The organism is Christensenellaceae bacterium 44-20 (assembly GCA_041223705.1).
Lineage (GTDB): Bacteria > Bacillota > Clostridia > Christensenellales > Christensenellaceae > QANA01.
In genome coordinates this window covers 125,553-138,936 of sequence record JBCLQU010000002.1, presented here as the reverse complement: position 1 = coordinate 138,936, position 13,384 = coordinate 125,553, and the positions used below count along the sequence as shown (strand labels likewise).

At 57.3% G+C, this 13,384-nt stretch carries 15 protein-coding genes and 1 other RNA gene; 2 read left to right on the top strand and 14 right to left on the bottom strand.

All coding sequences use genetic code 11. The features are described 5' to 3' along the window. The first annotated feature begins 11 nt into the window (after positions 1–11). Positions 12–1,010, top strand: a complete 999-nt coding sequence (locus AALG83_07625; GenBank protein MEY8383023.1) for a GGGtGRT protein — start codon at positions 12–14, stop codon at positions 1,008–1,010. Positions 1,011–1,119: 109 nt separating this feature from the next. Then, the gene (locus tag AALG83_07620; GenBank protein MEY8383022.1) at positions 1,120–1,494 is read left to right on the top strand and encodes a DUF2007 domain-containing protein; all 375 of its coding nucleotides are present in this window, start codon (positions 1,120–1,122) and stop codon (positions 1,492–1,494) included. A 58-nt stretch (positions 1,495–1,552) separates the two neighbouring features. Here the strand turns inward: AALG83_07620 and AALG83_07615 are convergent, their stop codons facing one another. From AALG83_07615 to AALG83_07550, 14 genes are all read right to left on the bottom strand, one after another. Continuing rightward, positions 1,553–2,284, bottom strand: coding sequence for a class I SAM-dependent methyltransferase (locus tag AALG83_07615; protein MEY8383021.1), 732 nt, complete (start codon positions 2,282–2,284; stop codon positions 1,553–1,555). Between the two features lie 35 nt (positions 2,285–2,319). Next, positions 2,320–2,907, bottom strand: coding sequence for a GrpB family protein (locus AALG83_07610; GenBank protein MEY8383020.1), 588 nt, complete (start codon positions 2,905–2,907; stop codon positions 2,320–2,322). Between the two features lie 60 nt (positions 2,908–2,967). Continuing rightward, an RNA gene (gene ffs / locus AALG83_07605) (signal recognition particle sRNA large type) lies at positions 2,968–3,231 on the bottom strand. Positions 3,232–3,324: 93 nt separating this feature from the next. Next, the gene (locus tag AALG83_07600; protein ID MEY8383019.1) at positions 3,325–4,047 is read right to left on the bottom strand and encodes an NAD(P)H-dependent oxidoreductase; all 723 of its coding nucleotides are present in this window, start codon (positions 4,045–4,047) and stop codon (positions 3,325–3,327) included. 3 nt (positions 4,048–4,050) lie between these two features. Then, positions 4,051–4,623, bottom strand: a complete 573-nt coding sequence (locus AALG83_07595; protein ID MEY8383018.1) for a TetR/AcrR family transcriptional regulator — start codon at positions 4,621–4,623, stop codon at positions 4,051–4,053. 203 nt (positions 4,624–4,826) lie between these two features. Continuing rightward, positions 4,827–5,447: a redox-sensing transcriptional repressor Rex gene (locus AALG83_07590; GenBank protein MEY8383017.1), complete on the bottom strand. Its 621-nt coding sequence runs from the start codon at positions 5,445–5,447 to the stop codon at positions 4,827–4,829. 40 nt (positions 5,448–5,487) lie between these two features. Further along, entirely contained in the window at positions 5,488–5,808 is a 321-nt protein-coding gene (locus AALG83_07585) for a hypothetical protein (GenBank protein MEY8383016.1), read from the bottom strand. A 19-nt stretch (positions 5,809–5,827) separates the two neighbouring features. Then, complete coding sequence (locus tag AALG83_07580; GenBank protein ID MEY8383015.1) at positions 5,828–7,423, bottom strand: FAD-binding protein; 1,596 nt, start codon at positions 7,421–7,423, stop codon at positions 5,828–5,830. A 14-nt stretch (positions 7,424–7,437) separates the two neighbouring features. Beyond that, positions 7,438–8,112 (bottom strand): 4Fe-4S dicluster domain-containing protein, encoded by a 675-nt coding sequence (locus tag AALG83_07575; GenBank protein MEY8383014.1) that lies wholly within the window; start codon positions 8,110–8,112, stop codon positions 7,438–7,440. Between the two features lie 16 nt (positions 8,113–8,128). Next, positions 8,129–8,962, bottom strand: coding sequence for an FAD/NAD(P)-binding protein (locus AALG83_07570; GenBank protein ID MEY8383013.1), 834 nt, complete (start codon positions 8,960–8,962; stop codon positions 8,129–8,131). After that, positions 8,955–9,980 (bottom strand): 4Fe-4S dicluster domain-containing protein, encoded by a 1,026-nt coding sequence (locus AALG83_07565; GenBank protein MEY8383012.1) that lies wholly within the window; start codon positions 9,978–9,980, stop codon positions 8,955–8,957. Before AALG83_07565 ends, AALG83_07570 begins: the two co-directional genes overlap by 8 nt. Continuing rightward, positions 9,973–10,965 carry a 4Fe-4S dicluster domain-containing protein gene (locus tag AALG83_07560; GenBank protein ID MEY8383011.1) on the bottom strand — a complete coding sequence of 331 codons (993 nt, stop codon included), beginning with the start codon at positions 10,963–10,965 and terminating at the stop codon, positions 9,973–9,975. The genes AALG83_07565 and AALG83_07560 overlap by 8 nt, the downstream gene beginning before the upstream one ends. Next, positions 10,953–11,387 (bottom strand): hydrogenase iron-sulfur subunit, encoded by a 435-nt coding sequence (locus tag AALG83_07555; GenBank protein ID MEY8383010.1) that lies wholly within the window; start codon positions 11,385–11,387, stop codon positions 10,953–10,955. Before AALG83_07555 ends, AALG83_07560 begins: the two co-directional genes overlap by 13 nt. After that, a complete protein-coding gene (locus AALG83_07550; GenBank protein MEY8383009.1) occupies positions 11,378–13,372 on the bottom strand; it encodes a CoB--CoM heterodisulfide reductase iron-sulfur subunit A family protein in 1,995 nt (664 codons plus the stop codon). The genes AALG83_07555 and AALG83_07550 overlap by 10 nt, the downstream gene beginning before the upstream one ends. Positions 13,373–13,384: the final 12 nt, after the last annotated feature.

The following is a 13,384-nucleotide window of genomic DNA, read 5'->3' as shown; positions in this document are numbered from 1 at the left end:
GGAGGCGCGTCATGGTACAATTCGAAGGTTACGATAGAAGAATAAAAAAGATTGAGAAGTGCATGGCAGAATACGGCTTCTCCTCCCTGGAGGACGTTCAGGCCTATACGCTGGAGAAGGGCGTAGACGTCAGCGCGATCGTCCGCTCGATTCAGCCCATCGCATTCGAGAACGCCGTCTGGGCCTATACCCTGGGCGCCGCCATCGCGATGAAAAAAGGCTGCAAGAAGGCCGCGGATGCCGCTGAGGCAATCGGCATTGGCCTGCAGGCGTTCTGCATTCCCGGCTCTGTCGCAGATCAGCGCGCCGTCGGCCTGGGCCACGGCAACCTGGCAGCCATGCTGCTGCGCGAGGAGACCAACTGCTTCTGCTTCCTGGCCGGCCATGAATCCTTCGCGGCTGCGGAAGGCGCAATCGGCATTGCCAGAACGGCGAACAAAGTCCGCAAAAACCCGCTGCGCGTTATCTTAAACGGCCTGGGCAAAGACGCGGCACAGATCATCTCCCGCATCAACGGTTTCACGCACGTCGAGACGGAATATGATTTCTACACCGGCGAGCTCAAGACCGTCTTTGAGAAGGCATATTCCAAGGGCGAGCGCGCGGCTGTCAAGTGCTACGGCGCCAACGACGTTCTGGAGGGCGTTGCCATCATGAAGGCAGAGGGCGTAGACGTCTCCATCACGGGCAACTCCACCAACCCCACCCGCTTCCAGCACCCTGTTGCCGGAACGTATAAGAAGTGGGCTGTGGAGAACGGCAAGAAATACTTCTCCGTCGCTTCGGGCGGCGGCACGGGCAGAACCCTGCACCCGGACAACATGGCAGCAGGCCCCGCTTCCTATGGCCTGACGGACACCATGGGCAGAATGCACAGCGACGCGCAGTTCGCGGGCAGCTCCTCTGTTCCGGCGCACGTCGAGATGATGGGCCTCATCGGCATGGGCAACAACCCGATGGTCGGCGCATCCGTCGCAGTCGCGGTCGCCGTGGAAGAGGCGAGCAAGTAAGGAAAAAACACAAGTTCAAAAGAGGCGTGCACTCTGTGTACTGCCTCTTTTTTTGCCTTGACAGCCTTTGCAAATGCTCGTACCATAGAGAGGAAGAAAGGAGCGTTTGATGCAAACCTGTAGATACTGTTCATTTGAATTTGACGATACCCTCAGCCGCTGCCCGGAGTGCGGGACGAAAGTGCGCCACAAGGCCGGGGAGCAGCAGCCGGCCCCAGAGCTCTGCCTGGTGGCTTCGGCCAATTCCATGCCCGAAGCGGAAATTCTCTGCTCCATCCTGCAAAGCGAGGGCATCGCCTACCTGACGGAATGCCCGGATGGCCTCTCCTCTGTTTTCGGCGGAATCGGCGGACAGACGGATATTTACGTCGCTCAGGCGGATGAGCAAAAAGCTCTGGGCCTATTGGATGAATTCGCTTCGGCAGAATTTTCGGAAGAGGAGCAAGACGCCTGGGAAGCGGAAGAGGGAGACGGCGAAGAATAAGAATAAAAAACGGCCTTATGAAAAAGGCCGTTTTTTATTGCAAATCGCCATTAGCAAACTATTTTTTCTTTGCCGCAATCAGCAGCATCATCGGGCGGCGCATTTCATCCTTCATGCCTTCCAGGTGCATCATCTCCTCCGGCGGCTGGGGCTCCACAACGCGGCAAATCTCAAAGCCATTTTGCAGCAGCGCATCGAGGTAGGTCGTCAGCGTCCTATGGTATTTGACTACCTTCTCGCCCAAAAAGACGGCCTCCCGCTCCCCCTCGTAGTAATAGTTATCCACGGGAAAATGGAGAATTTCCCCATTTTTGCCATAATACCAATCCTGCGTGCCGTAGGCGGTAAAAACCGGGTGCTCCACAGAAAAGACAAAGCTTCCCCCCTGCCCCAGCCAGCTTGCAATCTTTGCCGCCAGCGGCTGGAAATCCCGGATATAGTGAAATGCCAGCGAGCTGAGGACTACATCGAAGCTTCCAGCCGGAAATTCCAGCTCCTCGATCGCCCCCTGCTGATACACGACGGCCGCATCCGCATTTTTTGCCCTGGCCTCCTCCAGCATTTTATGTGAAAGATCCACGCCCAGCACGCTGGCCGCTCCATGCTCTGCCGCATATTTGCAGTGCCAGCCATAGCCGCAGCCCAAATCCAGCACGCGCTTGCCCTCAAAATCCGGCAACAGCTTTTGCAGTTCGCGCCACTCACCCGCCCCTTTCAGGCCATCCTTCGATCGCGCCATCTGGGCATATTTCTCAAAAAACACCTGGTCGTCGTATCTATTTTCCTTCATAGCCTCTTCCTCTCACGCAGTGCTCTTGCGCCGCCTCACGCCTTTTGGGGCAAATATCTGCCTGGAAAAGCTTCTCTTCCCAGCTGTGTTATCTTTGCGACGAACGGCCCTTTGGCGTCGGTATAGGCGTCGCGGTCGTGCCGGAAGCGCTGGCCAAGCTGCTCCTTCAGGGCGGCATATTCTGCGGCCGCCTCCGGGTGCGCCCGGAGGTAATCCCTAAAATAGAGCTCGTCCTGATCGGCCAGATAGCGCACATGCAGGTGAAACACCTTTGGCGCAAAGCCCTGTGGGGTATATCCCTTCATCAGCATCATATGCGGCGCGGGCTTTTGCGGCTGGGGCGCATAGAGATACCCCGTGCGTTCCAGCTCGGCCACCATGCCCTCCAGCTGAGTTTTTTCAGATACTTCCAGCAAAATATCCACCGTTGGCTTGGCCAGCAGGCCGGGCACAGACGTGCTGCCGACGTGGCTTAGCCGCAACACATTCCCGCCGCCTACAGCCCGGCGAATCTGCTCCGCTTCCTGCTCATACCACTCTTTCCACGCGGGGTTATGCGATTCCAGCAGAATGGGAAACAGCGCCCACAGCTGTTCGTTGCTCATTTTGGTCAGATCCTGCATCTTTTCTTCCTTTCTATACCAAAAACAGCGCCAAAACCGGCGCTGAATTTTGCGAAAAAGCCGCACACCCACCTTCGACAGCTTCTCCCAGCAGGAATTCTGGCAGCCAGCTCAAAACAGACTGCTCTGCGGCACACATAGCTATCTACTTACTGCTGCTTCCGTCAGGACCTGACAGGGTTCATAGCGCTATGTTGCACAGGGCCCATTTCTCAACGCCGCTTACCAGCGCCATACACTGAAAAAAGAAGCCTAGGGCGGGAATTCGGTCTTGCTAGAGCGGATTGCAAGTTCAGGGCACCGCTAACTCCCCACCTAGTGCGGTTTTCTTATTATACCCTGTTTTGCGCAAGAATGCAACACCTCTGGGCCTCCCCGGGCGGCCGAATCCGCGGGCTGGCCGCATCGCTTCTCATCTCACGCGCACTTCCAAGGTCTGGAGCGGCCCAGCCAGCCCTGCTGCGCCCAGTATTTGGCATCCAGATACTCTGGGTTCTTCTGATACAGGTTTTTTTGCATTTTGCGGCAAAATTCAAACTTCACCTTCGTCATCAGACTTGTGCGCGCGGGCCAGGCATAATCGATGTGTGCAAATTTTTGGGAAAGCGCTTGTATTTTCCGCGTAAGCTTAGCCTGCCTGCGGGCAGGCAGCTTATCCCAGGCAACATCGCCCATCAAGGCGCCCGTAAACACGCCAATTTTGGAAATTCCCCACCAGGAAAGGCTATGCCTGATATCCTTTGCGGCGGACTTTGCTCCGGCGCCCAGGCACTGCGTTAAGATAACTGCGCGTTTGCCGAATAGTTCGGGAGCAGGGCGATGGGGCATCCAGCGGTAGGCGAAATGATCGAGCAGTGCTTTCATGGCGCCAGTGGCATGAAAAACATAGGCCGGAGAAGCCATGACAATCAAATCCGCCTGCAAAAGCGCGCGTTCTATGGTGCCGATTTTTTCCGCGTCTTTGCAGGCGCTCTCTCCTTTTAATACACAGCTGATGCATCCGGTGCAGAAACCCGGGCAGTCCCTTGGAAGATAAAATTCCTCAATTTCCGCTCCTTCCCTGAATGCAGACAGGAAGATTTCTTTCAGCCGGCAGGTTGCACCGTGTTTTTCTGTTCCGTTTATCACTGCAATTTTCATCGGCTACACCTCCAGAATATCGCGCAGGATCTGCGCGTGAAAAGCCTGGCGGGCTTCTTCTGTGCTCAAATCGATACCCAGCATCTGGGATACAACTTCCTGCCGCAAAAACGCTTGCTGCATGATGGTAATCAGGCAAAAGGTCTTGCGCCTCACAGTCTCTTCCTCCCAATCAGGGCGGCAGGCCGCAACCAGAGGCAGATATGCCTGATAGGTTCGATGCGTATTGTCGCCGGCCCTGGGGGTTTGCATATCGGTAAGAATGGAAATTTTAGAGATGCCATCGTGCTCAAACAGGAAGTTCAGCGTCATATTGCCAAGCAAATCCAGCTTTTCCAAAGGCGCAAGCCCGCCAATTTTTTCCTGGGCCTGCTCAAATTGCCCGACCACGCGATTGATCATGCGCTCTATGCACAGTTCCATGAGCTTCTCTTTACTGCCAAAATGATAGTTCACCAGCCCCAGCCCGACGCCCGCCCTCTTGCAGATTTCCCGGACGGTGATCTCATCCGGGCGCTTTTCTCCCTCTTCCATGAGCGCAACCGCCGCCTGCACAATCGCTTCCTTATACTCCATGCCTGCCTCCTTTGAACAATGTTCAATTCAATTTTATTGAACATTGTTCAAAAAGTCAAGGTTTCTAATAAAACAATATGAGCTGGCTGTTTGCATCTCATCCTTGCAGAAAATAAATGACAGCACCGGCGGTTTGCCAATGCTGCCATAAAGATTTTCCCGGCCTGCCCGGCTTGGCACCGAAGGCAGGCTTTCAGGCGAGATCAACCGATTTTCTTATTCAGATAGGCCAGCGAGAGCGCCATATTCTCATACTGGACTGGGATTTCCGGCGGGACGCAGAGCGCGCAGGGTGCAAAGCACCAGATGGCCCGGATGCCGCCCAGCACAAGCCTGTCGCAAACCTGCTGTGCCTGCGACGCAGGCACGGTGATAATGCCGATTTTCACAGGATGGTTTTTGCAGAAATCGTCGAAGCGCTCCATGGGGTAGATGGGTTTGCCGGAATTGCTCCGGAAGCTCTCGTCTACGGCGATATCAAAGGCCGCCGCGATTTCCAGCCCGTAATCCGCAAAGCCGCCGTAATCCAGCAGAGCCCGGCCCAGCTTGCCCGCGCCCACGATGACGACATTATCGCGCTTTTTGCCGCATCCCAGAAAAGCCTCCAGCTCCTCTATGAGCTGCTCCACAGGGTAGCCGGTTTTGGGCCTGCCCGCGCCGCTGACAGCGCCCAAATCCTTGCGCACCTGCACTTCCCCCAGGCCCAGTTCCTTGGCAAGAGCCGTCGCTGAAATGTTCCTCGTATGGCGATTGATATTTTTTAAATACTCCAAATAGATGGGGATGCGCCCCAGCGTCGCGCGCGATACTTCAGCTCGTTTCATAAACGCCTCCTCCTGGCAGAATCAAAAGCTCTGCTTTTTCCTATGCCTGATTTGCCGCCGCGGCCAGCTCTGCCGCCTCATCCAGCTTTTTATTTCTGAAATACAGGGCGACATCGATGGAGATCTCGATGAAGTTCAGCACATAGAAGAAGAAGCTGAGATAGAACAGGAAGCCCGAGCTTCCCTCCGAGACCTGGATGATCTTGCGGATGATGCCGCAGGCATAGCCGATAAGCAAAAACACCTCGAAGAACAGGCTTTTGCCCTTGGCCGTGCGGGAGATGATGGACTTACGGATAGAGATTGGCCAGGAAAGGCCAAAGCAGAAGATCGTCAATGCTTCGAGCAGATCTGTAATCATAATACTACCAACTTTCTATTTATTTTCTGCGGTAATCGGGCAGGAGTTTGGGCGAGACGGCATCTGTCTCGACGCCGGCGGCCTCGCGCTCTGCATCGAACTTTGCGATGTGATCCAGCGTCAGCTTGCCCACGCTCACTTCCCTAGCCTTGGCCGCGGCATTCGTCCCGGCGTTGCGCCCAAAGACGATGATATCTAACAGGGAGTTGCCCATCAGGCGGTTTCTGCCATGGATGCCCCCCACCGCTTCGCCGGCCACGAACAGGTTCCCGACGTTCGTCGTCATGCCGCTCACATCGATATCCAGGCCGCCGTTCTGGTAGTGCAGCGTGGGGTAGACGAGGATGGGCTCTTTGCGGATATCGATACCGTATTTGGCGAACATGCGCATCATGGCCGGGATGCGGGCTTCGATGGTGCCCTCGCCGCCAATCGCCTCGATCATGGGCGTATCCAGCCAGACTGCCTGGCCGCTGCCCGTATCCACGCCCTCCTGGCGATCCGAACACTCCCGGATGATGGAGGCCGCGGCGACGTCTCTGGTCTCCAGCGGGTGCATGAACACTTTTCCCTCCCGGTTGACCAGCTTGGCGCCCAGCGAGCGCACTTTTTCGGTTACCAGCGCGCCGAAGATCTGCTGCGGGAAGGCAGCGCCCGTCGGGTGGTACTGGAGGGTATCCGCGTAGAGCAGCTTGGCCCCTGCGCGGTAGCCCAGCACCAGGCCGTCTGCCGTGGCGCCGTAGTGGTTGGAAGTCGGGAAGCCCTGGTAGTGCATACGCCCGGCGCCGCCCGTTGCGATGATGACGGTTTTGGCCCGGGCCACCATCAGCTCCTGGGTTTCCATATTCATGAGCACAGCTCCGGCAGCGTTGCCGTTTTCATCCAAAATCAGCTCGATGGCCGAGGTGAAATCCACCACCGGGATGCCGCGGTTGAGCACTTCGTCCCGCAGTGTGCGCATGATCTCTGCGCCGGAATAATCTTTCGCGGCGTGCATGCGCTTTCTGGAGGTGCCGCCGCCATGCGTCGTAATCATCTCTCCGTCCGGCGCTTTATCGAACTCCACGCCCAAATTGTTCAGCCACTGGATGGCCTCCGGCGCATCGCAGACCAGCTTGGCCAGCAGCTCGCGCTTTGCGGCATAGTGGCCGCCGCCAAAGGCATCCACAAAGTGAATGGCCGGGGAATCGTTCGGCTTATCCGCCGCCTGGATGCCGCCCTCTGCCATCATGGTATTGGCATCGCCCATGCGCAGCTTGGTGACGATCATGGCCTTGGCGCCGGCGTTATCCGCCTCGATGGCCGCCGAAGCGCCGGCGCCGCCGCCGCCGATGATGAGCACATCCACATCGTAGCGGATATCCGAGAGATCCACATCCGCCGCGGAAATGCGGCTATGGGCCTGGAGCATCTCGCAGAGCTCGTGGGGAACCTGCTCGCCCTTGTTTGGGCCGATTTTCAGCGTCGTGAACTCGCTTTTGCGATAATCCGGGTGATAGGCGGCCAGCAGGTCTTCCTTCTGCTGGGCCGTCATCCGGGCGGGCTCATAGGCAATGTTTGCCTCTCTTGCGGCTTCCACCGCCTTTAAAGATTCCTGAAACTGTTTTGCATACATCGCTTGCGCCCTCCCTACTTCTCGATCTCTCTGTTGTTATACAGCTCTTTGAGCTCTTCCACCGGTTTGCCCATCAGCGCCTCGATGAGCTCGGTAAACGTGCCGTCTTTGATCTCCTGGACGCGGTTTTCCAGATGCTGCGTCTTGGGGGCCAGGTATTTGCCGTTGAGCCGCCGGGCCAGCATGGCGACCTGCGGATGCGAGATGCCTGCCGGGCAGCGGGAGGAACACACGCCGCACATGACGCAGTCGAAAGATTCCTCGGCGCATTTCTCGAATTCGCCGCGCTGGGCATAGGCGATATACTGCATGACGTTCAGATCCTGCGTACAGCTCTTGGTGCAGGCATTGCAGCCCACGCAGGCGTAAATCTCGGGGTAGAGCTGCATCATGATCTGCTCGGTCGGCTTTACTTTCTCGATGTCGTACACTTCCTTGACCAGCGGGAAGAAGGGAAGCGTCGCGATATACATATTATCTTCGACTTTGGTCTGGCAGGCCAGGCAGGTTTTGAGCTCTCTATCCCCTTTGATGCGGTAGATCGTCGCGCAGGCACCGCAGAAGCCGTTGCGGCAGCCGCAGCCGCGCACCAGCTGATAGCCAGCATATTCCATGGCGCGCATGATCGTCAAATCCCCCGGGACGCGATACTGTTTGCCAAACAGATAGATATTTACCATGTTTTCCATCGTTTCATTTCTCCTTTTAGTATTCATCCGGAAGCTCATCTAGCTGATCGCAGCGGAAAACCGGGCCATCTTTGCAGACGTATTTCGCGCCGATATTGCAGCGCCCGCATTTTCCGATGCCGCACTTCATGCGCAGCTCCATGGTGGTATAGACCTGGGTTTTATCGAAGCCCAGCTCCTGAAGCCCGGCAAGCGTGAACTTGATCATGATGGGCGGGCCGCAGAGCACGGCAATTTTATCCGTCGAGAAGCCCAGCTCTTTGACATAATTTGGGACAAAGCCCACATGGCCATCCCACTCGGGCTGTTCGCGGTCGATGGTCAGATAGACATTGACGCCCGCATCCTGGCTCCACTCGTCGATGATCTCCTGGTAATCTACCAAATCCTGCATACTGCGGGAGCCATAGACGATATCGATCTTGCCGTAGCGGTCGCGGTAGTGGCGGCAATAGTTGATGACAGAGCGCAGCGGCGCAAGGCCGATGCCGCCCGCGATGAACAGCATATCTTTGCCGGCGAACTCGGTATCCACCGGGAAGGCATTGCCATACGGCCCGCGGATGGTGATCTGCTGGCCCACTTCCATGGAATGCAGCCAATCCGTCACACAGCCGCATTTCTTGATGGAAAATTCCATGAATTCTGTGTTCGTCGGCGAGGAGGTGATGGAAAACATCGCCTCTCCCACCCCGGGGATGGAAAGCATCGCGCACTGCCCCGGCTTATGATCAAAGGCCTTTTTGCCCTCGGGCGTCACGACGCGGAAGGTTTTGACATCCGGCGTATCCATGCGGATATCCGTTACGACGCCAACGGCAGGGATCAGCGGCTCTTTTTGATTAGTCATTCTCGCGCCCTCCTAGTTTTTTCATGACCTTGACGATATTCATCTGAATCGGGCATTTTGCCACACAGCGGCCGCAGCCGACGCAGGAGAACAGGCCGTCGTTGTTCGTGGGATAATAGACCAGCTTATGCATGAAGCGCTGGCGGAACCGCTCCATCTGCGTCAGCCGGGGCTGGCCTGCCGACATCTTGGTGAACTCGGAATACATGCAGGAATCCCAGCACCGGAACCGCTTGACGCCATGGCCGGTGTTGAAATCTTTGATATCGTAGCACTGGCAGGTCGGGCAGACGAAGGTGCACGTCCCGCAGCCCAGGCAGGACTGCGAAAGCTCGCTCCACTCGGGGGCATCAAAAAACTCCGAGGTTTTGCCGTCGCCAAAGGCATCTGCCGAGAGGTTTGCCAGCGGGAGCTTTGCCATTCTCTCTCGAATGAGCTCCTTTTGTGCATCCACAGCCGACGCATCAGCCTCCTGCGTTACGCTCTCCAGCGCGGCCATCAGCTTCTGGCCCTTTTCCGTTTTGGCGTCCAGATAGAGGGCGTCCTCCGTCTTATGGCAGACGACATCTCCCTCCGGCGAAGCCGCATCAATGCCGAACGTGCCGCAGAAGCAGGTCTCCACCAGCTTGGTGCATGCCAGGGACAGGATGACGCCATGCTCCCGGCGGTTCTGATAGTAGGTATCTGCTGGCTCGGAGAGGAACACGCGATCCAGCACTTCAAAGCTCTTCACATCGCAGGCGCGCACGCCGAAGAGGACGAAATCCTCGCTTTCACTGCGGGTATCGATGACCTCGATGTTCTTGCCCTCCATCTTGAAATCCATCAGGTTTTCTGTCTGGGGGAAGAAGAAATCCTTGGCGCTGCGCACGGTATTCAGGGCATCGGAAAGCGTTTTGCCCGCTTCCCACCGCTCGAACTTGGCGCCAGCCTTGGTATCCACAGGTAGATACAGCGCATAAGCGGCCGCAATTTCCTCAAAGAGCGCATCCAGTTTACTGAGCGATATTTTACGCATGTTCGCCACCTCTTTCCACAGCTTCCGCCGGCTCGAGATCGTCCGTCTTATAATCCACGATGGGCGCGCGGCTGCCGGCCTCCGCCCCCGCCTGATATTCGCCGTAGAAGGAATCGATATCCTTGATGAACTTGCGGTTGAGCAGGTGCAGCGGGATATGCTGGGGGCAGACCCGGGAGCACTCGCCGCAGTCCGTACAGCGGCCGGCCACATGGAACGCGCGGATCACATGGAACATCTTCTCCTCGAAGGAGTTGGCCGCGGCCTTGTTTTCCACGCCCGAAGCCGGGTTATCGAACACGCACTTTTCGCAGGTGCAGGCCGGGCAGACATCCCGGCAGGCATTGCACCGGATACAGCGGGAAAGCTCGCCCTGCCAGAAGGCAAAGCGCTCATCCGGCGTCATGCGCTCCAGCTTTTCCACTTCATCAAACCGCGCGGAGCTGACAACCTCGCCCTCTTCGCCCAGCAGTTCGTCGTAGGCGGCGTGCTTTTTGGATTTGCAGTTGATGCAGCGATCCGGCAAAAGCGCCTCCCGATCCAGGGAGATGCTGCCGTCGTAGAGGGTATCCACGACAACCTTGCCGCCCTCTTCGCGCACAGCCGCAATGCCTTCCGCGCTCTGCCTGACTTTGCCGATATCCAGCATCCCATTGCAGGGGACGCCCACAGCATAGACCTTTTCGCGGTCGAAGCGGTGCTCGGTCAGCAGCTGGTTGAAGCTATAGGTATCGCAGGGCTTTAGGAACACCAGCACCTTATTCTCGCTTTTGCCCGTCTCTTTGATCAGGTATTTGGAGAAATTCGCGCCGCAGAAATCGTTCCAGACGAAACCATCCCTCAGCTCCTGCTCGGAGTAAAACACCGCAGGCGTGATATCGTAATCAAATTCTCCGGCTTTCCAGCCCAGCACGCGGTCTACCGTGCCCTTTTCCAGCAGTTCTGCTGCTTTGGAGACGAGAACTTCGCAGTTTATTTCTTGCATCGCAAATCCTCCAATCTCTTGTTTTCGCCCAGAGAAGCGACTTTCTCCGCGAAATCGTTCATGGTTGCGGCAAATTTTGCGCCCTCTGCCGCCGAGACCCATTCGACCCGGGTGCGCTCCCGCTCGATGCCGAGGTAATCCAGCATGGAGAAGAGCAGCGCCATACGGCGGCGCGTATAGTAGTTGCCGGAGGTATAGTGGCAGTCGCCCGGATGGCAGCCGCAGAGAATCACGCCGTCTGCCCCGCGCTGAAACGCCCGCAGAATGAACATGGGATTGACCCTGCAGGAGCAGGGCACCCGGATGATCTTGACTTCCGCCGGGTAGTTCAGCCGGTTGTTTCCGGCGAGGTCTGCGCCGGCATAGGAGCACCAGTTGCAGCAAAATGCCACAATCAGCGGTTTATATTCCTTTACTTGCATATCGCGTCTACCTCCGCCATAATCTGTTTGTTCAAAAAGCCCCGAAGATCCATCGCGCCAGACATGCAGGCCACCGTGCAGGCGCCGCAGCCCTGGCAAACCGCCTCGTTGACCACGGCAATGCGGCGGATTTTCGTCGTCCGATCCGGCATTCTAAACTCCTTCTCCTGATAGGAGATGGCGCCGTAGGGGCAGACTCTCTCGCAGGTGGAGCAGCCGTTGCACATCAGCTCATCCGAATGCGCCACGCAGGGGTTGCCCGTGAGCTTATCCTTGCAGAGCAGGCCGATGACCTTGGAGGCCGCCGCCCCTGCCTGGGAGACGGTTTCGGGAATATCCTTGGGGCCCTGGCAGGTTCCCGAGAGGAACACGCCGGCCGTCGGGCTTTCCACAGGGCGCAGCTTGGGATGCGCCTCGGTGAAGAAATCGTTGGTATCCATGCTGGCCGTGAGCATAGTGGCCAGCGGGCGGGCGGATTTGTCCGGCTCGATGGCCGCCGCCAGCACGACCAGGTCTGCATCGATATGCAGCTGCTTGCCGTCCAGCAGGTCGGAAGCCTGCACTTTCAGCTTGCCGCCCTCCGGGGAGACTTTGCCCACCATGCCTTTGATATAGTGCACGCCGTATTCCTCCACCGCCCGGCGGTAGAACTCATCGAAGTTCTTGCCCGGCGTGCGGACATCGATATAGAACACATACACATCCGTATCCGGATATTTATCCCGGATGAGCATGGCATGCTTGGCTGTATACATACAGCAGATTTTCGAGCAGTATTCCTTGCCCTTTTCCGCGCAGGCCTCACAGCGGGAGCCGACGCACTGCACAAACACGATGGTATGCGGGTGCTCGCCGTCCGAGGGGCGCAGCAGCGTGCCGCCCGTGGGGCCGGCGGCGTTCATCAGGCGCTCCAGCTCCAGGGACGTGATGACGTCTTTGGACTGCGCATAGGCGAACTCGTCGAACTTCTCCATGGAGATGGGGTTGAAGCCCGTCGCCACGACGATAGCGCCGTATTTCTCCTGAATGAACTCGTCCTTTGCCTGATAATCGATGGCCCCGGCCGTGCAGACCTTTGCGCAAAGGCCGCATTTGCCCTTTTGCAGCATGGTGCAGTAGTTCGGGTCAATCGTCGCCACCTTGGGCACTGCCTGAGCGAACGGGATATAGATGGCGCGGCGGTTATCCATGCCCAGGTTAAATTCGTTGGGCACTTTTTTCTGGGGACACTTCTCCGTGCAGGCGCCGCAGCCCGTGCAGACGTCTTCTTTCACGAAGCGCGCCTTGCGCTTGATGGTAACCTCGAAATTGCCCACAAAACCTTTGACATCCGTAACTTCCGAATATGAGAAGATGCGGACGTTTTCATTCTGGGCCACATCCACCATCTTGGGCGTCAGGATGCAGGCCGCGCAGTCCAGCGTCGGGAAGGTTTTATCGAGCTGCGCCATTTTGCCGCCGATGGTGGGCTTGGTCTCCACGATATCCACCGGGAAGCCAGCGTCTGCAATATCAAGAGCCGTCTGGATGCCGGCGATGCCGCCGCCAATGACCAGCGCGCGCTTGGTAACCGGGCTCTCACCCGGCGTCAGCGGGGCGTTCAGGTTGACTTTTGCCACAGCCGCCTTGCCCAAAATGATTGCTTTCTCGGTTCCGATGGGCATCTCCTTATGCACCCAGGAGCACTGCTCCCGGATATTGGCGATTTCCACCATATAGGGGTTGAGCCCTGCGGCGGCCGCCGTCTTGCGGAACGTCGCCTCGTGCATACGCGGCGAGCAGGAGCAGACGACAATGCCCGAAAGCTGGTGCTCGGCGATGGCGGCTTTGATGATATCCTGGCCTGCCTGGGAGCACATATATTGATAATCCGTGGAGAAGACGACGCCCGGCTCGTTTTTCAGCGCCTGGGCGACTGCTTTGACATCTACCGTCCCGGCGATATTCGTGCCGCAATGGCAGACAAATACTCCAATTCTCTGCATGTTCTGCTCTCC